The organism is Burkholderia sp. F1 (assembly GCF_050813845.1).
GTDB lineage: Bacteria > Pseudomonadota > Gammaproteobacteria > Burkholderiales > Burkholderiaceae > Burkholderia > Burkholderia ubonensis.
The window spans coordinates 2,538,021-2,558,507 of the sequence record NZ_CP172421.1 but is presented as its reverse complement, the minus strand read 5'-3'; the positions used below and the strand labels follow the sequence as shown (position 1 = coordinate 2,558,507).

Genomic DNA, 20,487 nt, shown 5'->3' with positions numbered 1-20,487 from the left:
TTGAAGACCTGACACATGCCCATCGAAACACAATCCGGCCATGAAATCCGGCTGAAGTCCCGGCCCGCGGGCCTCCCGACCTCCGAGCACTTTGAACTTATCGCGGTACAGATTCCGTCACCCAATGCAACGCAAGTTCTGGTGCGGAATCTCTTCTTCGTCATATCGCCCTCACTTCGGCAAATGATCAGCGAGGGCGCCCGGAACATCCCAGGCGTGCCATTTCCTGCTTTCAGTCCAGGTGACGCCTTGATGGGCCAGGCCATCGCTGAAGTCGATTCCGCGCCCGAGGGCAGCGGCTTGAAGCCCGGGGACCTCGTGCAGCACCCCTATGGCTGGCGTGATTACGCCCTGGTTCCCATTGCGCAATGCCTGCGCATTGGCAAACCCTTCGCCGACCCCGTGGGCGTCCTAGCCTATCTAGGGCACGGTTGGACGGCGTATGCGGCGCTGACGCGTGGCGTACAGATTGCACGCGGCGACACGGTATTCGTATCGAGCGCGGCCGGTGCAATTGGCTCGATGGCCGGACAGATCGCTCGCCTGCTGGGCGCCAGGCGCGTAATTGGCAGCACCAGCACTCAAGAGAAGGCGAATCGCCTCATCACCGAATTGGGCTACGACGCCGCCATCATTCGAGAGACGCAAGAATCCTTGACTTCGCAGTTGCGTCAGGCCGCGCCCAATGGGATAGACGTCATGCTGGATAGCGTTGGCGGCGAACAATTACGGGCAGCGACCGAAGTTGCCAATGAAGGCGGCCGGATACTTGTGATCGGGACGCTGTCTGGGCAACTGGCCCCATCAGGGAATGGCCGTGTGGCGCCTGTCCAGTTAGATTCCAAACAGATTCTTCTAAAGAAACTCATGATCCGGGGCTATAGCGCAGACCACGATCCGAAAGCCATGCAAGCATGGCGGAGCCAATTTTCCACGTGGCTTGAAGCCGGCCAAATTCAATTCCCATTTTCGATAGTCAAGGGATTGGCATCTGCGCCAGGCGCTCTCCAGGAAGCAACGAAAGGAAGCTATCTTGGGGCTGTTTTTGTGCAGCCATAGCTAACTTATCAACACGTCTTGATGTTTTTAATGTATCGCAACATGCAAAGGAGGTGACGTCATATGGATCTTCGTCATCTTCGCTGCTTTCTGGCCGTTGCCGAAGAACTGCACTTTGCTCGTGCGGCGGAGCGATTGCACATTGAACAGTCACCGTTGTCGCAGGCTATCAACGAACTGGAAGAAGACCTGGGTACGCGCCTGTTCATCCGCAACACGCGCAGCACCCGCCTGTCGCGTGCCAGGCAGGTATTCCTGGAGCATGTTCCGCGCATCTTCATCGCCTTGCAGCAGGCAGGCGAGGGCGTCAAAGCCGTCGCAGCCGGCGACGGCTTGCTAGCGGAGCTGGCCTGGAGCGATCCGCTGGTGGGGACCGTTCCCGTGCGGCATCCCCTGCTGACCCACAAGCACATCCCGCTGGAAGAAGTGTTGCGCTACCGCTGGTAATGCGTGATTCGCACCTCTACGAGGGCTACAGCCGACAAATCGCGCGTGTCCTTCGCGCTATGGACATCGAACCGCTTGGACTTGGTGAGCTTGAGCTTTGCCATGACGACTCCTTGGAATGGCCCGATTCCCAGGGGCCTCATAGCGGCCAGCAAAGAGGAAGTCGGGTCAGGTTTCGGAATGCACCGGCATATGCTGAACCCACCTAAGTGACTGATAAACCTGCTGTATCTGGCTTCGGTGCAGTCCAGCGGAGTGCCGGGCTGGAGTCATCGTGAAATGAAAAACGCCACGCGAGGCAGGCACGCGTGGCGTTTTGCTTTTTGCGCGATCCGTGCGGACCGGCGCGGCGATGCCTATTCGCCTTCGGCGGCGATCACCTGCGCGGCGGCGTTGATCACCGACGCGATGCGGCCGACGTCGCGCAGCTGCGTGACGGTCATGCCTTGTTCGTTCTTCAGCAGCGCATAGTGCGACTTCACGCAGAAGTGGCACTTGCCGACGATCGACGCGGCGAGCGCATACATCTCGAACTTGCGCTTGTCGACGCCGCCGTGCGACGCATACGCGCCCATCCGCAGCTCGGCGCGCTGGGTCTTCAGGTCGGCGTCGTCGGCCATCTCGACATACGGATACCAGGCGTTGTTCATCCCCATCAGCGCGGCCGCGGTCAGCGCCGCGTTGGTTTCCTCGGGCGACAGCACGCCGGCTTCGCGGATCGTCTTCACGATCGCCGTGCTCTTGGCCGCGAACGCCGCCGCCAGCGCGACGCCGACCGCGTCGTTGCCTTCGAGCGACGAGCGCGAGATCGTGCCGTCGAGGTTCAGGCGAATGTCCTTCGCGTAGTCGGGGATGCGCGCCTTAATCGAGTCGATGAATTCCATTGATATCTCCTATGGGTTGGCCGTTAAAAAAGCCCGCAGGCAGGACGTGCGCCGCGGGCTTCGTGCATCGATGCGCTTACAGCGTTGCGCCGCCGACAGTGCGGTTGCACGGGCACAGTTCGTCCGTTTGCAGACCGTCCAGAATGCGCAGGATTTCGTCCGTGTTGCGGCCAACGTTCAGGTTGTTGATCGAAACGTGCTGGATCGTGTTGTCCGGATCGACGATGAACGTCGCGCGCAGGGCCACGCCGGCTTCCTTGTCGCGCACGCCGAGCTGGTCGATCAGTTCGCCCTTGACGTCGCCGAACGAGTAGTGGTTCAGCTTGTTCAGGTCCTTGTGCTCACGGCGCCATGCGAGCTTGACGAATTCGTTGTCCGAGCTGCCGCCCAGCAGGATGGCGTCGCGCTCTTCGAACTGCTTCGTCAGCTTCGCGAACTCGACGATTTCCGTCGGGCAGACGAACGTGAAATCCTTCGGATAGAAGTAGATGATCTTCCACTTGCCCGGGAACGACGCTTCGGTGACGGTCTCGAACGCCGACTGGCCGTTTTCCTCGTGGTGGTTGAAGCCCGGCTTCGCGGCTACGACGGTGAAGGCTTCGAGTTTATCGCCCACGGTTTTCATGCGGCTACTCCTGTATGAGTGAGTTGGGAAGAAGACTTGAGTCAAGCTACCTCGGTGCTGCAACGGTGATGTGACAGCATGGGGGAGACTGTAGCACTATTGATTAAGTGCTTCAATAGATTTTAACTAACGATCCTCATAGTTTTTTTCAACCGGATCGATAGTGTGCAGCGCAATACGTGTGCGCTGGCGCGTCACGCAGTCGCACGCGTTTTCCCGCCGGGGAATTCGAGCGTGACTTCGAGCCCGGGTTCCGGGCTGCGGTTGCGCAGGCGCAACGCGCCGCGATAGCGGCCGACGAGGCGCTGCACGATGGCCATCCCGAGGCCCGTGCCGTCCGCCTTGGTGCGGGCGGTGTCGACGCGGTAGAACGGCCGCATCACGAGCGGCAGCAGGTCCTCCGGGATGCCGGGGCCTTCGTCGCTGACCGACAGCTCGACCCGCGCGTGCGAGACGCGCGTCTCGAGCGTGATGCGCGCGACGCCGTCCTGCCGGCTCTGGCCGTACTTGCGCGCGTTCTCGACGAGGTTGCCGATCACGCGCCGCATGTCGGTCTCGTCGGCCTCGATGACGGCGGTGGGCGCGAGCCGCGTCTGGATCTGCACGCCGTCCTCGCCCGAGATGCGCGCGGCGACTTCCTGCACGATCGTCGACAGGTCGACGGGCTCGGGCCGGCGCTGCGTCGGGCGCGCGTAGTCGATGAACGCGGCGATGATGCGGTCCATCTGTTCGATGTCGTCGACCATCGCGTCCTTGGTCGCCTGGTCGGACGGGCTCATCTCGGTTTCGAGGCGCAGCCGCGCGAGCGGCGTGCGCAGGTCGTGCGAGATGCCCGCGAGCATCAGCGCGCGGTCGGCCTCGAGCTGTTCGAGGTCGCGCACCATCTGGTTGAAGCTGCGGTTGGTGTCGGCGGCGACGCCCATTCCGCGCTCCGGCAGCCGCTCGGGCGCCTGGCCCGAGCCGACCTGCCGCGCGGCGAGCGCGAGGCGCGAGAACGGCCGGTTCACGAGGCTCGTGATGAACGCGGAGCCGAACAGCGACAGCGCGAGCGCGAACAGCCCCCAGCCGGCCCACTGCAGCCCCGTGACGGTGTCGAGCTGGTCGCGGTCGAGCGCGACCCAGTAGTCGTCGTCGTCGATCTTGAAGCTGATCCACACGCCGGGGATGTCATTGACCGTCTGCGCGATCACGGTATCGTCGCCGAGCCGGCTGCGGATGTCGTGCTCGATCAGGCGGTTCAGCGATTCGTCGGGCTGCAGCCTGAACTTGTCGGTTTTCTCGCGCGGATACACGCGCACGCCTTCGTTGCTCTCGAGATCCTGCAGCAGCGCGCGGCGCAGGTCGGGATCGGAATAGAGCAGCGCGGTGCGCGTGAGCTTGACGATCGCGACGAGCTGGAGCGCGACGCGCTGCGCGCGCGGCTCGCGCTCAATCACGCGAAAGCTCTGGAACCACGCCGCGAGACTGACCGAGATCAGCAGCGCGATCAGCAGGAAGGTGCGCCAGAACAGCCCGCCGAAGGCGAGCTGCAGAAGGCGCCGGTCGATACGCATGGGACGGGCCGTGGACAGGCGAAGCCGGAAGAAGGGAAGGTCAGGCCGCGCCGTCCGGGATGAACACGTAGCCGAGGCCCCAGACGGTCTGGATGAAGCGCGGGCTGCCCGGATCCGGCTCGATCAGCTTGCGCAGGCGCGAGATCTGCACGTCGAGGCTGCGATCGAACACTTCGTATTCGCGGCCGCGCGCGAGCTCCATCAGCTTCTCGCGCGACAGCGGCTGGCGCGGATGGCGCGCGAACACCTTCAGCACCGAGAATTCGCCGGTCGTCAGCGGAATTTCCTGGCCGGACTTCGTCAGCGTGCGGGTCGCGAGATTCAGCGAGAACTCGCCGAACTCGAACACCTCGGTCGTTTCCGACGGCGCGCCCGGCAGCTCGGCCGGCGCCTGGCGGCGCAGCACCGCGTGGATGCGCGCGACGAGCTCGCGCGGGTTGAACGGCTTCGGCAGGTAGTCGTCGGCGCCCATCTCGAGGCCGACGATGCGGTCGACGTCCTCGCCCTTGGCGGTCAGCATGATGATCGGCGTGCGGTCGTTGCTGCCGCGCAGGCGGCGGCAGATCGACAGGCCGTCCTCGCCGGGCAGCATCAGGTCGAGCACGAGCAGGTCGAAACGCTCGCGGACCCACAGCTTGTTCATCGCGGTCGCGTTTTCCGCGACGTACACATTGAAGCCCTGCTCGCCCAGGTAGCGGCGCAGCAGATCGCGCAGGCGCGGGTCGTCGTCGACGACGAGAATCTTGGAGGGGTTTTTCGTTTCCATGAACGGCATCTTATCGCGAATGGGAAATGGCGCGCGGCCGGGGATTTTGGCACGTTACAGTCAGTTACAAAATTTACCCGTGGTGTGGCGCGGAGTAAAGGCACGCTATAGAGATTCCTTTACTCGAAGACGAAATTCGGTAGATACTCGCTCCACTTAATCTTTCATGGTTTGCACACCCGATTTCCGCAGGGTTTTTCAAGTACCAGAGGTAGCCGGTTGCCGCGTGACGTAGGGAACAAATCGACCAAAGAAGCGAGGACGGTCATGCGATCTGCCCGGATTGCACTGATGCTGACGATCGCGCTCGCCGGTCCGTGTGCGTCGAACTTCGCATATGCGCAACGCCCCGAGTCGGGCGCTTCGTCGCGCAAGCTGCCCCGCGGCAAGGCGGCGCAGCAGGGCGACCGCGCCGATGCCGTTGCCCGCTCCGCCGTGCCTCCCGATCTCGAGCAGCGCCGCCGCGACGGGCACATGACGCCCGAGGAGCGCCACTTGCTGCGCCAGCACATCGAGGACGCCGTCCGCGAACTGTACAAGCGCTGACCCGCGCCGCTTCCGCCCGCCGCCGGAAAGCCCGCCGCGCGGAAAGATTCCGTAGCAATTTTGCAGTCAACTTTCGCTCATCGGATGCCGTTTAACCGGCACATGCGCGCATTGCGCGCTTCGGGAGTCCTTCACGATGAGTCGAGCGAACGCGGCCGCGCAGGCATTGCCGCCTGCGATGCAAACGCCCCTCGAGGCGGACGATGCGCTGTTCTTCCTGAGTCGCACCGGTTTTACGCCGGCGCCCGCCGACGTGGCGCGCCTCGTCGGCCTGACGCGCGCGCAGGCGGTGGCTGACGCGCTCGGCAACGTGCGGCGCGAGCCGGCCGCGACGTGGCCCGACTGGCTCGCCGAACTGCCGCCGACGCGCGCCGAGCGGCAGGCGCAGACGCCGGACCAGCGGCGCGACGAGCAGCGCACGCGCAACCAGCGCTACGATGCATTGCGCGCGGCCTGGGTCAACGAGATGGTCGCGACGCCGTCGCCGCTGACCGAGCGCATGACGCTGTTCTGGCACGGTCATTTCACGTCGGGCGAGGACAAGGTGCCGTTTCCGCAGACGATGGCCGCGCAGAACGCGCTGCTGCGCCGCGAGGCGCTCGGCAATTTCGGCACGCTGCTGCATGCGATCGCAAGGGACCCGGCGATGCTGCAGTATCTCGACGGCGCGAGCAACCGCAAGGGGCGCCCGAACGAGAATTTCGCGCGCGAGGTGATGGAGCTGTTCACGCTCGGCGAAGGGCATTACACGCAGCGCGACGTGACCGAAGCCGCGCGCGCGATGACCGGCTGGACGATCGATCCCGACACGCTGCGCTTTGCCGTGCGGACCGAGTGGCACGATGCCGGGGACAAGACGATCCTCGGCGAGACGGGGCCGTTCGACGGCGACGGCTTCCTCGACATCCTGCTGAAGCGTCCGGAGACCGCGCGTTTCATCGCGGGCAAGCTGTGGCGCGAGTTCGTGTCCGATACGCCGGACGCGGGCGAACTGGAGACGGTCGCCGAGCGCTTTCGCGCGAGCGGCTACGAGATCCGCGCGGCGCTCGGCGCACTGTGGTCGACCGACGCGTTCTGGGATCCACGCAATCGCGGCGTGCTGGTCAAGTCGCCGGCGGAATTCGTCGTCGGGTCGGTGCGGCTGTTCGACGTCGGCTACGGCGATCCGCAGATGCTCGCGAACACCGTGCGCACGCTCGGGCAGAACCTGTTCTATCCGCCGAACGTCAAGGGCTGGCCGGGCGGCGCGATCTGGATCAACAGCTCGACGCTGCTCGCGCGCAAGCAGTTCGTCGAGCAGCTGTTCCGCGCGACCGAGACGGCCGGCATGCGTCCCGCGACGCTCAATGGAAGCGCCGGCGCGATGGCGGCGAAGACCGGGGCAAGTCCCGGCGGGATGGCCGCGATGGCCGGCGGAAATCCGCGTGCGACGCCCGCGAAGCCCGCGCGCGGCGGCCTGCGTTTCGATCTCGAACGCTGGCTCGCGCAATACCGCGCGCGGCCGCAGGCGCCTGCCGGGCTGTCGACCGAACTTCAGCTGCAGCATGCGGTGTTGCCGGTGCCGCCCGTCGCGGCGATCGACACTGGATCGACCGGCAGCGCGTATCTCGAGGCGCTGCTGATGGATCCGGCCTATCAATTGAAATGACGACGAGTCGCCGACGCGGCACGCATGCGCTGCGGCCGGCAAAGGATTCACGATGAACCGACGCGATTTCCTCGCGCTCACCGGCGCCGCCGCGACGGCCGGCGTGTCGCTCTGGCAGCCCGGCGCGCTGGCCGCTCCGCTTGCCGCGACGAAGGCGCGCGCGGGCTATGCGAACGTGCTGATCCTCGTCGAGCTGAAGGGCGGCAACGACGGCCTCAATACCGTCGTGCCCTACGCGGACCCGCAATACTACGCGTTCCGGCGCAGCATCGGCATCAAGCGCGAGCAGGTGCTGCAGCTCGACGAGCGCGCCGGACTGCATCCGTCGCTCGCGGCGCTGATGCCGCTGTGGCGCGACCGGCAGGTCGCGATCGTGCAGGGCGTCGGCTATCCGCAGCCGAACCTGTCGCATTTCCGCTCGATCGAGATCTGGGATACCGCGTCGCGTTCCGACCAGTATCTGCAAGAAGGCTGGCTCACGCGCACGTTTGCGCAGGCGCCGGTGCCGCCCGGCTTCGCGGCGGACGGCGTGGTGCTCGGCAGCGCCGAGATGGGGCCGCTCGCGAACGGCGCGCGCGCGATCGCGCTCGTCAATCCGGCGCAGTTCATCCGCGCCGCGCGGCTCGCCGAGCCCGTGTCGCTGCGCGAGCAGAACCCGGCGCTCGCGCACATCATCGACGTCGAGAACGACATTGTGAAGGCCGCGGACCGGCTGCGGCCGCGCGGCGGGATGCGCGAATTCAGGACGGCGTTTCCGGGCGGCGCGTTCGGCACCGCGGTGAAGACTGCGATGCAGGTGCTTGCCGCGTGCGAGGCATCGGGGCCGGCCGCGCAGGACGGGGTCGCGGTGCTGCGGCTCACGCTCAACGGCTTCGACACGCACCAGAACCAGCCGGGCCAGCAGGCGGCGCTGCTCAAGCAGTTCGCCGAAGGGATGAGCGCGATGCGCGGCGCGCTGCTCGAACTCGGGCGCTGGAATGAGACGCTCGTGATGACGTATGCGGAGTTCGGGCGGCGCGTGCGCGAGAACCAGAGCAATGGCACCGACCACGGCACGGCCGCGCCGCATTTCGTGATGGGCGGGCGCGTGGCCGGCGGGCTGTACGGCGCGCCGCCCGCGCTCGGGCGGCTCGACGGCAACGGCAACCTGCCGGTCGAGGTCGACTTCCGCCAGCTCTATGCGACGGTGCTTGGGTCGTGGTGGGGGCTTGATGCGACGCGCGTGCTGCAGCAGCGATTCGAGCCGCTGCCGCTCTTGAGGGCGTAGCGGAGCGTCAACGGCGGCGCGCGGCGCGCCATGCGATCCACAGCTTGCGGATCGGCGTCAGCGCGATGCGCTGGTGCAGGACCTGGTAGCCGTCGCGCTCGATCTCGACGAGCAGCGCGCCGGCAAGCGCGAGTTGCGCGCGCAGCGTGCGCTGCGCGCTGCGCTCGGCGGCGGGAATCGCCGCGTCGGCGGCCTTGAGCGCGTCGCGCGCCCGAGCAGTCTGGAACGTCAGCAGCTCGGTGAACGCGGGGCTGTAGCGCCGGTTCAGCAGGTCCGCGGCCGTCACGTTGTAGCGTTGCAGCTCGTCGATCGGCAGGTAGATGCGGCCGTGCCGCGCGTCGTTGCCGAGCTCCTGCACGAATTGCGCGAGCATCAGTGCGTGGCCGACTTCATCGGCCCACTGCTGCGGCTCGGCCGGACGTGCGGCGCTGGCCCGCGCGACGAGCGACGCGAAGCCGCCGCCGACCTGCGCGATGTAGCGCCGCAGGTTCGCGAAATCGAGGTAGCGCGCCTGTTCGAGATCCATCCCGTAGCCGCTGACCAGCGCGCGCAGTGCATCGGCTTCGGCCGCGATCGACGGATGATGCTGCGCGAGCGCCTTCGTCACCGGATGCGACGGCTCCCCGGCGGCCAGCGCCGCGAGTTCCTTGTGCCACCACGCGAGCTTGGTGTGGCCGACGGTCGGGTCGCTGGTTTCCTTGACGGTTTCCTCGAGTTCGCGGCGCAGCGCGAAGAGGGCCGTGAGGCGCGGCTGGACGGCGAACGGCGCCTGCCGCAACGCATAGTAGACGCTGGAGCCGGCGGGCGCGGCTTTCTGCTGACAGTAGTCGTCGAAATTCACGTGCGGAATCGGGTCGGGGGCGGTATCGGGGGACGTGCGGTTGCGCACCGCCGGAAGCGTCAAGCGCGGCATTCTAGCACCGGCGCGTGAACCTCGCCGGCGGATGCAGACAATGCTGCGCGGATCGGGTAGAATCTCGCGCTCGCCTGATCGGGCGCGCCGGTTTTGCATGTCGGCGCGACGGCCCGGGCCCGGTGCGCAATGCGCGGGCAGGCGACAGAGATGCGCGTGAGTGGCGAAATTGGTAGACGCACCAGGTTTAGGTCCTGACGCCCGCAAGGGTGTGCCGGTTCGAGTCCGGCCTCACGCACCAACTGACATTCCCGGGGAGTCCAGGAATGTCCATGGACGCCAAGCCAGATAAGGATTCCGCCGATTTTGATGTCCGGCACTGTCCACTGGAATCCAACACGATCCGCACAGTTTGATGGTATTTTGGTTGGTATCCCAATACCAACGCGCTTCCGGCGCGTGGCGATACCAACAGGATATCCGATGGCACTCTCAGACTTGCAGTGCAAGAACGCCAAGTACAACCCCAATGGTACGGGCAACAAGCTAGCCGACGGCGATAGCCTTTTCTTGTTCCTGATGCCTACCGGCAGCAAGCTTTGGCGATATTTGTACCGCGACGCGTTCAAGAAACAGAAAACGCTTTCTATCGGCGCTTATCCGGCAGTCAGTCTGCAAGCTGCTCGAAAGAAACGCGACGAAGCACGCACCCAGATAGCCGAGGGTGTTGATCCGAGCGAAGCCAAAAAAGCTGCGAAGCAAGCGGCGTTGCTTGCTGCTTCCAATAGCCTGGAGGCAGTGGCGCGCGCCTGGATGGAAGAGCGCCGCTCCCGAGTCGAGCCGAAACAATACGACAAAACATTGGCTCGTTTCGTCGGCGATGTGTTCCCGTGGTTGGGCAAGCGCCCCGTCGACCAAATCGATGCGCCTGAAATTCTATCCGTGATGAAGCGCATTGCCGGGCGGGGCGCTCGCTATACGGCTGACCGTGTGCGCTCCGAACTGAGCATGGTCTTTCGGTATGGCATTAGGGAAGGCTATTGCAAGGCCGATCCGGCCCGAGATCTGGTTGGGGCCGTTCCAGTGCCGCGAGCCAAGCACTTCGCATCGATCACGGACTGGCGCCAGGTCGGCGAATTGCTTCGAGCGTTTGACGGATTCAAGGGCACTTTCGTCGTGCAGTGCGCTTTACGGTTATCTCCTCTGTTGTTTCAGCGTCCAGGCGAGATTCGGAAGGCAGAGTGGGGTCAATTCGACCTGGATCGTGCTGAATGGCGGTACTTGGTCACCAAGACCAAGACGGAGCATCTTGTCCCATTGTCGCGCCAAGCTCTCGTGATACTCCGCGAGCTGTACGCCCTAACTGGTGACGGAAAATACGTATTTCCAAGTGCTCGCACGAAGGATCGTCCGATGAGCGACGGTGCAGTCAATGCTGCGCTGAAGCGCATGGGATTTGACACGCAGCAGGAAATCACCGGTCATGGATTTCGGGCGATGGCGCGCACGTTGATCCATGAGGAGCTGGAAGAGAAACCTGAGTACATTGAGCAGCAGCTTGCCCATGCCGTGCCCGATGCAAATGGGCGTGCATATAACCGAACTAGGTTCATTCGGCAGCGCACAAAAATGATGCAGCAATGGGCAGATTTACTTGACGCGCTAAAAGCCGGAACCTACTCGCCGGTAGATGAAAGTGTATTCGACGAGTAATTTGGATTCGGCGTCAGTGGTGGATCGATTTCGTTCCTTCTCAGATGGTCGAAAACGCTTTTCAGTCGATGGCAATGGTCGACTCGGCACATAAAGTGCGAGGTGGGTGCCGTCGACCGAATTGCAGCTGCATCCACGCGCAGTTCCCTCAGCGGACCGGAAACGCGCATCGCGCGTAGCGATGCCGGCGTCCGAGAATTTCAGTCGAAGAGCTTTCCGCTGAGATGGCGGTCGCGCCATAATCGATTCCCAGGGGCCACTCTGGGGTCGACAACCACCACGGCGCGCGGGCGATCAAGCTGAATAAGTGCCGAACGCTTTGGCCCGACGATGTGGTGAGGCGGCGAGGCTGTTTCCGAGGGCCGATGGACAGCACCAGTGTTCACGAAACTCAGGATGGCTTCGAGAGTCATTTCTTGATTCTCCGAATACGCTCCGTCTCCTCTTGAAGTAGTATCTCGATAAACTGTGATCGGGATAGGTTTTTCTGGTTTGCGAATTTATCCAGGGTTTTTAGTGTTGAATTTGACAAAATAAGATTGCATTGCTTCTTGCCCACCATGTTTTCGCGATGTTTGCGCTGACTCCATCGCATTTTGATGGTGTTGATGACGAATTTTTCCTCGTCATCGCTCAATTTAAGCGTATCAAAAAAATTCTGTACATCGACTCGGGTTGCGAAAGGCCGTTGGCCTGTCGTCAAATGAGGTTTATTTTTTCTCAGCCACGACCACGCTAAATCGCACTGTTCAAGCTCATTTTCTTTGATGAACCACCGGAACTTTCGCTCACGTTGAACGCGCTCATCCCAGCCGATTCTTAGCCCCTCCACGACAAGCTCTTTAGTCGCGAGATCTTCATCCCAATAATCAATGGCGGCAATTACGGCATCTCTCGACGACCAAATAACCTCGGTGAAGATGGGCGAAATTGGCGGTGATCTACTGTGGTTACGGTGTTCGTGCTTTAGCTTGGCGTCCTCAAGATAATCCCTAATCCACCATAGCTGCTCTTCGTCGTCGTCCGAGATCCATTTCAAGTCGGCGTTTGAAACCTGGGGGCGGAGCTGATCACGGAGATGGATCCTCAAGGCCGGTGAGTCTGTGAAGTACTTCACCATTGCGGCCCGCATGGTTGGCGTGTCGAACTGATCGGGCGGAAGCCTGAGCCCTTCGTGCTTGAGCTTTAACCATACCCAGATCCATTCGCGATGGGTAAGTTCTCGCTGATCGCCAAGGATTGAAAGGCCGCCACTTGGAGGGTGGTTCATGTCTAAGTTGTTGATTGTTAAGTAGATAATTTATAGAACAATGATAGATGAATCATAGATATTTCCTAGTAAAATATTCTAGTAATAAAAATTGGTATGAGTCAAGGAGGATGGTAGTTTTGGACGAAAATTCTTCGATTTTTCGAGGAGGCTGGATCTTTGCTCCAGTAAGAGGGTGATATTTGTTAGCTCGAGTGGGCATAGGCCGAGGCTCCTGTCCGGTTAAAAATCATCGCCGCCCCGAATCGTCTGGACTAACCAGACAGGAGCGACAACATGCGCCTCATCCGCCTCACCGACGTCAGTCAGGCCACGGGCCTGCGCCGATCCACCATCTACAAGTACATCGCCGAAGGCGCTTTCCCAAAGGCCGTTCCGCTGGGTGGTGGCCGCGTAGCCTGGGTCGAGCAGGAGATTCAGGATTGGATCATCGCGCGCATCGGGGCGCGCGATGTCGCGTAACCCGCGGTAGCACAGGCTATGATCGGAAAGGGGAAATCCCTTTCCGACTCAATCTATGAAACATCAGCAGAATAAATGCCCATACGAAAAATACACAAACGTGGGCCTAATTTTGAGCGTTCGCTGTGTGGCTTTCGGAGGAAAGTCTGCTTATCCATTGTCGTCGTCGTTGCTTCTTATGGAATTAAATAAGGGGGGCATAAAAAGTAAATCAAGAGAACTCAGTCTCTGATTGACAGGGAAGGCGATTGCTCGACATTGTCATCAAAAATGAAGATGAAGATGAAGATGAAGATGAAGATGAAGATGAAGATGAAGATGAAGATGAAGATGAAGATGAAGATGAAGATGAAGATGAAGATGAAGATGAAGATGAAGATGAAGATGAAGATGAAGATGAAGATGGCGTAGGCGTAACGCCTGCGCATAAACGATAAAATCATATCGCCATAGTCTATAAGCTGAACTACAACCGGAGATTCAGCATGAATGGCAAATACAAGGCGAGCCGACTTGAAGATCGAGGTATCGAACTGGAGAAGCGGGCGTACGAGAGACGATCCCGATATCTGATTCTCTTCCTGACTCTCAACTACACGTCCGAGTATCGCGAGGATATAACGATTGACGATTTGCGTCGTCATCGCAATAGGCTTTTCAGAAATATAGAATGCAACGAGTTGCTGGGAGGTATCAACGCTTATATATGGAAAATCGAAGAAGGAGCAACTTCTGGCCTACACATCCATTTTCTCATTTTTTACTCAGGCAATCATCGAGCAGACATTCACATCGCACAGCGCATCGGGGAGTACTGGGAGAGGGTTGCCACCCGTGGATTGGGTGCGTACTGGAGCAGCAATGGCGAGAAGGATCGCCTCATCGCTCGTGGACTCGATGTTGGCGTAGGCCGGATCGACCGTAACGATACGAGGGGGCGGGAAGCGATCAGAACGATCATTCGCTATCTGGCGCAGCCGGGACAGGAAATGGATGATCTGCCATGGCATGGACGGACGTTTGGCACGTCAAGACTTGACTGAAAACTATCAGCGTTTCCGGTAGACTCAGTCCTAGGGTTTGGGGTTGGAAGTGAATTGTCCTCGCAATGACAGTCTTTTGCTCGACTGTCAGGTGTCTCGTGCACGCGAGCCCGACGATTCGCACAGTTCATGCGGTGTGGCCATTGCAGCGCCGGTATCGGCGATCTTGCCGAAACGGCATAGCGGGTGGCTTGGTCGTTCGACTTCAAACTCCTTCTTGAGTCAAGCATCGTCGTCGCCTCAAGCGGCCCCAAGGGGCTGGTCGTCTGATGTTGGACTCCTGTGGTCATTCATCGAGACATAACTGATTTGCAGCAGCGATTGGCGAGGCTATGAATGCGCTAGTTGGTGTAGATCTGCGGTAAATTCGCGTGAATCAACGCACAGATCGATGGGAGAGGGAGTGGCTTCCAGCAACAGAATCAATCACGCCTTGCACGCTCCTGATTGGAGCTTTGACGCTGCGAACCGCGTTCGGCCTTCGAGTGCCGACATGGTGCTTCCCTCGGAATATACAGCGGACATGGAGGATAGACTCTATTGCCCGGAATGTTTCACACCGATCTCCCGTTCGCCGAAAGACAAGGATCGCTTTTCGAATGGTCGCTCGTGCTGCTTCATGCATCGTTTGACCTACCGCGCGATTCCTTGCTCACTTCGCACGCCGCTCGCGGACGGGAAAAGATATCTGACGGAAGAGGATGCTAAGCAGGCTATCGCGAGTGACCAGCTCGCGATTGTCAATTCCTTTACGAAAGACCGGCCGCACAAACCGGATGGGGACGCCGAGCCGTATGGGCAAAGTGCTGTCGAAGATGATGATGGGCCAGTTGCGGAAGTTCCCATCGGAAGGCATCGAGGCGAAACGTTCGCGCTTCCAAGTAGGATCACGACAATCGCGGGGCTGTGCCGACGCTTCGATGTCAACCTCTACAAGTACTTTGTGCTTCCCGGTACCGATGTTGCTCGGAAACTAACCGACATCCTGATCGATATCGCGACAGTTACGGAGGAATGTGATATTCCTCGCCTTTATTACGGAACCATCCTGCGCTCTTGGAATGCCGGTATTCACCCGAAGCCGACCAATATCCGCATGACAAGGTTGCGGGCTCATCCCGATATCGCGGATTTCACGATCAAGGTACCAGCAGGTGAGCAGGAAGAGAAAGGCATCAACGACGAATCAGCAGACCGTATCGTGCTCTTCTGGGGAAGAGTCACATCGAATGGCGTTGGATTGGCAGTCTCAGGTTTGGGATGGGGCGAGTTCGCATTGCTCGCCGAAAAATATCAGAAGTTCCTCGCCGTCTAGACCGGGCTGTCGGACCCGCTATGAACAGTGGGGCTTAACGCACGTGGCAGTGCTGACCCGATACCCTTGATGTCTGCTTCTGCCGTTTGACTGCCGCTCGTAAGCGTCTAGCCGAGCGGGGAGGAGGACGCGCATCTCGACGGTGCGGACTGCGAACAGGAACGACTGCTTGCGATGGCAGACTTGTCATCCGGTTCGCAGATCCAGATCGACCCAGAATGGGCGTTTGCATGCTCAGGTGTTGGTAATGGTTATTCCTGGGAAGGTAGGAGCACACCCGAATACCAACTCTCTGCACTGACTCACAGTTCGTCGATTGTAGCTTTCTACAAAATCCCTATCGTTCCTCGCAACTCGGACTTCGAACCCGCTGTTGTGTGAAATTAATCCAAAATTAACGTTATTGAGTTGTATGCTATAAAAGGTAACCAACATGTGGGAGCTGGCATGAAACTCGAGTGAGAAGTTGGACGAAGACGGCAAGGCAACATTGGATGCACGATCGGAAAGCAAGACGACAGGTTCGTCGTAAATGAGAATATGTGAGCCACTGATTTTGGTTTTATCGGAGATAATTCCATCGATAACCTTGTCCAACATTGGCTTGTCCAGACCAGGAACAGGGTAGAGCAGAATGAACAGTGTAGCCAGCCAGTTCCGATATTCTTTTGAGGTAATGTTGAGCATCTTGCAAATGCGATCCTGTCGCGGATTGCGCCCATTTAGGACCATTCGATGAATTTCGTCCGCATGCGGATCTGTAATTCGAGCGCTAGCCATTTGGGGAAACATGCTTAAACAGGCGCGAACGTTATATGGATTGCGTACAAAATCCAAAAGCTTGGCGCGAATGATGCCAAGAACTTCTTCATGCATGTCACTACGCCCTGCGAGTGCCTTTTCCGTCAGGGATAGCGTGTGTTGGGCAACTTCAGATTCGTAGCGATGGAATAGTGCCTCGAAGTTTCGGCGCAGCTTGCCATCGATATCGAAAGTGTACAAATCTATTAATGCTAGATTATGTCTGATAGGGCGCCCGCCTTTGTTGGTTGGGGAAATTTCGCTCTCTCCGTTTCTTCTGTATGCGTTAATGTGACTGATCTCGCCGTTTGGTGATGGAGTGGCGTTTAGAGATTGCACCTTCTGAGAAACGAAATGCTGGTTCTCGGTATTGTTCGGGGGCAATGGTTCAATTCTCTTTGTCATCTAACTTCCTGAAAGTTCGGTCTGTCCAATTCATCTCGACCCTAACACGTTTTTGAAATACCTTTCGCATACGTCGAAGAGATCGACGTCGATGCATACCGGCGTGGGCTCGGCGCTGGCGTGTCGGTTCGGCGTATGTGGACGTGAACTCGCCGTTGTCGGCCTGACGGGCAACGTTGTTCGCGAGGTGCTGTTCGGTTGCCGAGACAGGTGTTCGGCCTTTCGGAAAACGCATGGGCAATGACCGTGGAGCGTGCGTCCGTTCGCGCAGATGATGGCCGCACTTCGTCGGTCGCTGCGGGTCCGCGAGATGCCGGTTGACAACGCCCCGCTGCTGCCGGTCGACATCTTTGATGTTTCAGGGGCGGCCATCGGAGCGGAACGGTCATTTCTGACCGTCGATCGAGGATCATCTCATCGGTCGGAGCGAGCGTTCGGCATCAACTTAATGAAAGTCCGCTTTCGAAACACTTCGCAAATCCCAAGCCGCGGCACGATTGAAGGGTTAGTATCGAAACTCAACACGCGACCAAATCGGCGGGGGAGATTTCAATGTCTGAACTTATCAAGAAGCGAGTCGTCAAGGACTTGATCGACGAACTGGCCGATCTCGATGCCGTCAGCCTGGAGCTGGTCGGACACAAAGTGATCGAGACGCTCGAAAATAAGACGCTCGTACACCATGGCATCAACAAGGACTATAAGCCTGTCGGCTACACCGTCGACACGTTTTCCCAGGACTTCACGATCGTCGGTGAATACAGTACCGAGTCGGGATATTTCGAGGACTGTTCAGGCAGGAAGAAAGAGAACCGATTCGACAAGATCGAGAAAGACATCAATCACGCGATCGAGAAGAGTGGCTCAACTCCTCCCTCCAAGATCTATCTGGTTTCATCGGAAGAGGAGCCTGCATCCTTTCGCGGCAACTTCAACGAGTCAAAAATTTGCGAGGAAAACAGGAATCGGGTGAACTTTCTCGACGCGCGAGAGTTGGCGAAAGCTATCTTTCAGTCCTCTCTGGACAACTCGCAAGCGGCTGACTTCTATCGGCACTATCTTCCTGACTTCTCGCAAAATCTGGATCGCTACGAGTACTACGGACGGGTTCCCTCAGCTTGTGCCCACCATCGATCCGAGCAGTCTTTCATCGATGCCATACGCCAGCACTTCGCAGCGGGCGCTCAAGTGTGCGTCTTGCACGGCCTCAGCGGGTCCGGCAAAACACAGGCTGCAATCGACTACGTCCATGCAGACTTGTCACAGTTCGGAAACTATCTTTGGATTTCGGGCGGAGACTGGCCTGACGACACGCCGCTCACGGCGATCAAGCGTTCACGTGGTGGCGCGGCGATGAACGTTGCCGGCGTGTTCAACGCTACCAAAACTTTGCTGATCATCGATGATCTAAGTCGTGCGGTAGCGCCTGATTCCTTTGCGGATCTCCGGACGGGATTCGAGCTTGGAGGGCGCGTTCTCGTGACTTCGCAAGTCGGCGTTCCCGGCAGCGCAGTTCATTTGCAGCTGCCGCTGATGTCTATGTCAACCGGCCTTCAGGTCCTAGGGGAGGCCGAAGACACTGCGAGCGAAACCTGCAAGCAATTCGTTGAGGCCTGTCGCTTTTGCCCGTTGATCCTTGCAGTCACACGGGAAGTGGCCAAGATCGATGATGTGCCTGCTGACGATCTCTATCGAGAGATCCTGCAAGATCCGAAGACCGTTCACGAGAACGATGGCGGAAACGTGATGGAACGCGTTCTGCGTCGTCTAAGCGTTGAAAACCGCCAAGCTCTGCAGAAGATCGCCGACAGTGGGTGCACGACGTACGATTCGCAGTTTCTCAGAGGCTTCATCGGAATAAACGCGCGCGCGTCGCTGCAATCGCTCGCCATTCTGAATCGGACGGCGGCGACTGCGGCTCTGTCCGTTCACGATTTGATCTGTCGAGTATCGCACTCGGGTGCAACTGCAAATCATCAACTGGCGCAGGCTATTGCGCAATACGTCGATCAGAAACGTGGCGAGATGACGCCGAGCGTGCTGAGGCAAATCCATCTGTCGGCAGATCAGCTCCAAGCAGCCTACGACGCCGGTTGGGACGCAAAGCAAGCGGGTTGGCTAACTTACTCTCTATTGCAGATAGACAAGCCATCACGAGCAGCATTGATCTCTAAGTTGCAAGGCATCGACGCCAAGGCTGACATGCCGATCGCGGAGTTGCTCTGTATTGTCGACGCCAGAGAGGCGGCCTCGTACGCGCTCGAAAAACCGGATCGTACGGCCCACTACAAGTCCTGCGCCAGCGACTACGGCAGGATAGCGGCAGAGACTAAGGACCCTGAAGTCCGTGCAGAGATGCTTCACCACCAGGGCAAGGCGCTACGTCGCTGTGGCGAGATCGACGCCGCATTGGCATGCTTCCGCGAACTCCTGACGGAACGGCCCGAATGGCATGCCACATACGGACAGATCGCGCATTTGGGAACGCAGACCGACGCCAATGCCGAGGCTAAGAAGCAAGGCGAGGCAGCGATTCGCCGGCTCGTTGCCGACGTCCAGCAAGACCTCTATGCCGTGCCTTTGCGTGTATCGCTCGCGACCTTGAGCCGACTTCGATCCTACACAAAGGTTAGTAGCGAGATAAATGCAGATGCGGCGGCCGTCAAGCAATTCGGCGACGTAGTCGCATTGTCCGCGCTTGAGGGCTTCGATCAGTTCTACGAGGCCTTTCTCGCTCTCACCACATTGTTCGGGTATCGCCACGGCGAGACTTGTCTTGCCGTGGCTGAGATCTTTCCCGACATGCTCGCCATATTTCCCAACACGGTGCACCAACGCCAATGGGTAAACGCCTGCGAGGCACTTGCAAACGTCTCTATCGTTGCCGCTCGAAGCGGTGATCCGGTACTTGCCAGCAAACTGGAGAGCACCATGAGGGCGTTCGCAGATGAATTGGCGAGCGCATCAGGAAGCGACCCCTTCGTCGCACGGGTTCTCGCGAAGACCTTCTTAGCCATCGGCGATCCGACGGCAGCATTAGAAGCCGCCAAAAAGATCGACGAGGAAGCGAAAGACCACTGGCTGCTCTATCAGCAGGCCAAGGCGGAACTGGCGCTTGATCAAGCCGCGCCGGCATTGATTACGGCCAAGCGCGCACTCAATGGTGCCGAGAAGGACGTCAAGGGAAAAGCAAGACTGGCGATCTACCACGATCTAATGAGCCAGTGCCATGAGGCGCTCGGCTCGGTCCCCCAAGCATTGGAGAGCGCAGAGGCTGCACGAAGCTCGGCCAGCGACGACAAGTACGTACGCCAATTGACAGCGCGTGTGGATGCGTTGAAAGAGCGCTTAAGCTGATCTGGTTGAAGATGCACCCATGTCATGCCCGCCTTTTTGGGGCGACATTCTCTAAGCCGATATCTGCAGCGGATCGCGAAGAGAGTTTTGTGCTGCCGACGGGGAGGCGAACTTCGGAGTGGCCGCTTTTGTGGACCGCCCACGTTGTCAGCCGATGCGACGGCGGCACTGGGCGATTGAATGACTATTTGCCTGGTGAAAAGCGACCCTATCGGGGCCGGCTAGGACGTTTTGCTAGTGGCATCTGTCCCTATTTAAAATCTGAAAGATCGCCGCGAGCAAAATGTTAGTAGCCTCTGCGGGGTTGCGACGTCTCTGGAGGGCAGATGTGCTAGTTCGCCGGTTGCCCAAGCATGTGCTTCCGATCACGTTCGCGGGCGATCCTTAGCTCGTTTGAGTGTGACGCCGCATGAATTTCCCAAAATGGGAACTTGACCGTTCCCGAGGCTGGGCGTATATTTGCTCCCATGTCG

At 59.6% G+C, this 20,487-nt stretch carries 18 protein-coding genes, 1 tRNA gene and 1 pseudogene; 12 read left to right on the top strand and 8 right to left on the bottom strand.

Going from position 1 to position 20,487, the window contains the following annotated elements; all coding sequences use genetic code 11:
• The first annotated feature begins 15 nt into the window (after positions 1-15).
• Both ACFIMZ_RS12100 and ACFIMZ_RS12095 read left to right on the top strand, forming a co-directional pair.
• On the top strand, positions 16-1,059 hold the full coding sequence (locus tag ACFIMZ_RS12100) for an MDR family NADP-dependent oxidoreductase (RefSeq protein WP_431819727.1): 1,044 nt from the start codon (positions 16-18) through the stop codon (positions 1,057-1,059).
• A 63-nt stretch (positions 1,060-1,122) separates the two neighbouring features.
• Positions 1,123-1,583, top strand: a pseudogene (locus ACFIMZ_RS12095) (LysR family transcriptional regulator); the annotation flags it as partial.
• 279 nt (positions 1,584-1,862) lie between these two features.
• Here ACFIMZ_RS12095 and ACFIMZ_RS12090 read toward each other — a convergent pair.
• From ACFIMZ_RS12090 to ompR, 4 genes are all read right to left on the bottom strand, one after another.
• Complete coding sequence (locus ACFIMZ_RS12090; protein ID WP_059750586.1) at positions 1,863-2,390, bottom strand: carboxymuconolactone decarboxylase family protein; 528 nt, start codon at positions 2,388-2,390, stop codon at positions 1,863-1,865.
• 76 nt (positions 2,391-2,466) lie between these two features.
• A complete protein-coding gene (locus ACFIMZ_RS12085; protein WP_431819726.1) occupies positions 2,467-3,015 on the bottom strand; it encodes a peroxiredoxin in 549 nt (182 codons plus the stop codon).
• Between the two features lie 194 nt (positions 3,016-3,209).
• Positions 3,210-4,568: an ATP-binding protein gene (locus ACFIMZ_RS12080; RefSeq protein ID WP_431819725.1), complete on the bottom strand. Its 1,359-nt coding sequence runs from the start codon at positions 4,566-4,568 to the stop codon at positions 3,210-3,212.
• Positions 4,569-4,608: 40 nt separating this feature from the next.
• Entirely contained in the window at positions 4,609-5,343 is a 735-nt protein-coding gene (gene ompR, locus ACFIMZ_RS12075) for an osmolarity response regulator transcription factor OmpR (protein WP_370542727.1), read from the bottom strand.
• 258 nt (positions 5,344-5,601) lie between these two features.
• Here ompR and ACFIMZ_RS12070 point away from each other — a divergent pair, with 258 nt between their 5' ends.
• The 3 genes from ACFIMZ_RS12070 to ACFIMZ_RS12060 all read left to right on the top strand — a co-directional run bounded on the left by ACFIMZ_RS12070 (position 5,602) and on the right by ACFIMZ_RS12060 (position 8,795).
• Positions 5,602-5,880, top strand: a complete 279-nt coding sequence (locus ACFIMZ_RS12070) for a hypothetical protein (protein WP_431819724.1) — start codon at positions 5,602-5,604, stop codon at positions 5,878-5,880.
• 136 nt (positions 5,881-6,016) lie between these two features.
• Complete coding sequence (locus ACFIMZ_RS12065) at positions 6,017-7,528, top strand: DUF1800 domain-containing protein (RefSeq protein WP_431819723.1); 1,512 nt, start codon at positions 6,017-6,019, stop codon at positions 7,526-7,528.
• Between the two features lie 52 nt (positions 7,529-7,580).
• Entirely contained in the window at positions 7,581-8,795 is a 1,215-nt protein-coding gene (locus ACFIMZ_RS12060) for a DUF1501 domain-containing protein (protein ID WP_431819722.1), read from the top strand.
• A gap of 7 nt (positions 8,796-8,802) precedes the next feature.
• Here the strand turns inward: ACFIMZ_RS12060 and hpnD are convergent, their stop codons facing one another.
• A complete protein-coding gene (hpnD, locus tag ACFIMZ_RS12055) occupies positions 8,803-9,636 on the bottom strand; it encodes a presqualene diphosphate synthase HpnD (protein WP_431822483.1) in 834 nt (277 codons plus the stop codon).
• A 226-nt stretch (positions 9,637-9,862) separates the two neighbouring features.
• Between hpnD and ACFIMZ_RS12050 the strand changes: the two genes are divergently transcribed.
• Together ACFIMZ_RS12050 and ACFIMZ_RS12045 are read left to right on the top strand one after the other, a co-directional pair.
• Positions 9,863-9,949: transfer RNA gene (locus tag ACFIMZ_RS12050), tRNA-Leu, on the top strand.
• A 182-nt stretch (positions 9,950-10,131) separates the two neighbouring features.
• Positions 10,132-11,361, top strand: coding sequence for a tyrosine-type recombinase/integrase (locus ACFIMZ_RS12045; protein ID WP_431819721.1), 1,230 nt, complete (start codon positions 10,132-10,134; stop codon positions 11,359-11,361).
• A 200-nt stretch (positions 11,362-11,561) separates the two neighbouring features.
• On the opposite strand, the gene ACFIMZ_RS12040 is transcribed toward ACFIMZ_RS12045, so the two are convergent.
• Positions 11,562-11,774, bottom strand: a complete 213-nt coding sequence (locus tag ACFIMZ_RS12040; RefSeq protein ID WP_431819720.1) for a hypothetical protein — start codon at positions 11,772-11,774, stop codon at positions 11,562-11,564.
• Entirely contained in the window at positions 11,771-12,631 is an 861-nt protein-coding gene (locus ACFIMZ_RS12035; protein ID WP_431819719.1) for a hypothetical protein, read from the bottom strand. Before ACFIMZ_RS12035 ends, ACFIMZ_RS12040 begins: the two co-directional genes overlap by 4 nt.
• 276 nt (positions 12,632-12,907) lie before the next feature.
• Between ACFIMZ_RS12035 and ACFIMZ_RS12030 the strand changes: the two genes are divergently transcribed.
• From ACFIMZ_RS12030 to ACFIMZ_RS12015, 4 genes are all read left to right on the top strand, one after another.
• Positions 12,908-13,093, top strand: coding sequence for an AlpA family transcriptional regulator (locus ACFIMZ_RS12030; protein WP_431819718.1), 186 nt, complete (start codon positions 12,908-12,910; stop codon positions 13,091-13,093).
• A 248-nt stretch (positions 13,094-13,341) separates the two neighbouring features.
• On the top strand, positions 13,342-13,530 hold the full coding sequence (locus tag ACFIMZ_RS12025; RefSeq protein WP_431819717.1) for a hypothetical protein: 189 nt from the start codon (positions 13,342-13,344) through the stop codon (positions 13,528-13,530).
• Positions 13,531-13,578: 48 nt separating this feature from the next.
• Positions 13,579-14,136 carry a rolling circle replication-associated protein gene (locus tag ACFIMZ_RS12020; protein ID WP_431819716.1) on the top strand — a complete coding sequence of 186 codons (558 nt, stop codon included), beginning with the start codon at positions 13,579-13,581 and terminating at the stop codon, positions 14,134-14,136.
• 403 nt (positions 14,137-14,539) lie between these two features.
• On the top strand, positions 14,540-15,451 hold the full coding sequence (locus tag ACFIMZ_RS12015; protein ID WP_431819715.1) for a hypothetical protein: 912 nt from the start codon (positions 14,540-14,542) through the stop codon (positions 15,449-15,451).
• A gap of 234 nt (positions 15,452-15,685) precedes the next feature.
• On the opposite strand, the gene ACFIMZ_RS12010 is transcribed toward ACFIMZ_RS12015, so the two are convergent.
• The gene (locus ACFIMZ_RS12010) at positions 15,686-16,657 is read right to left on the bottom strand and encodes a hypothetical protein (RefSeq protein ID WP_431819714.1); all 972 of its coding nucleotides are present in this window, start codon (positions 16,655-16,657) and stop codon (positions 15,686-15,688) included.
• 552 nt (positions 16,658-17,209) lie between these two features.
• Here ACFIMZ_RS12010 and ACFIMZ_RS12005 point away from each other — a divergent pair.
• Positions 17,210-20,014: a hypothetical protein gene (locus ACFIMZ_RS12005; protein WP_431819713.1), complete on the top strand. Its 2,805-nt coding sequence runs from the start codon at positions 17,210-17,212 to the stop codon at positions 20,012-20,014.
• Positions 20,015-20,487: the final 473 nt, after the last annotated feature.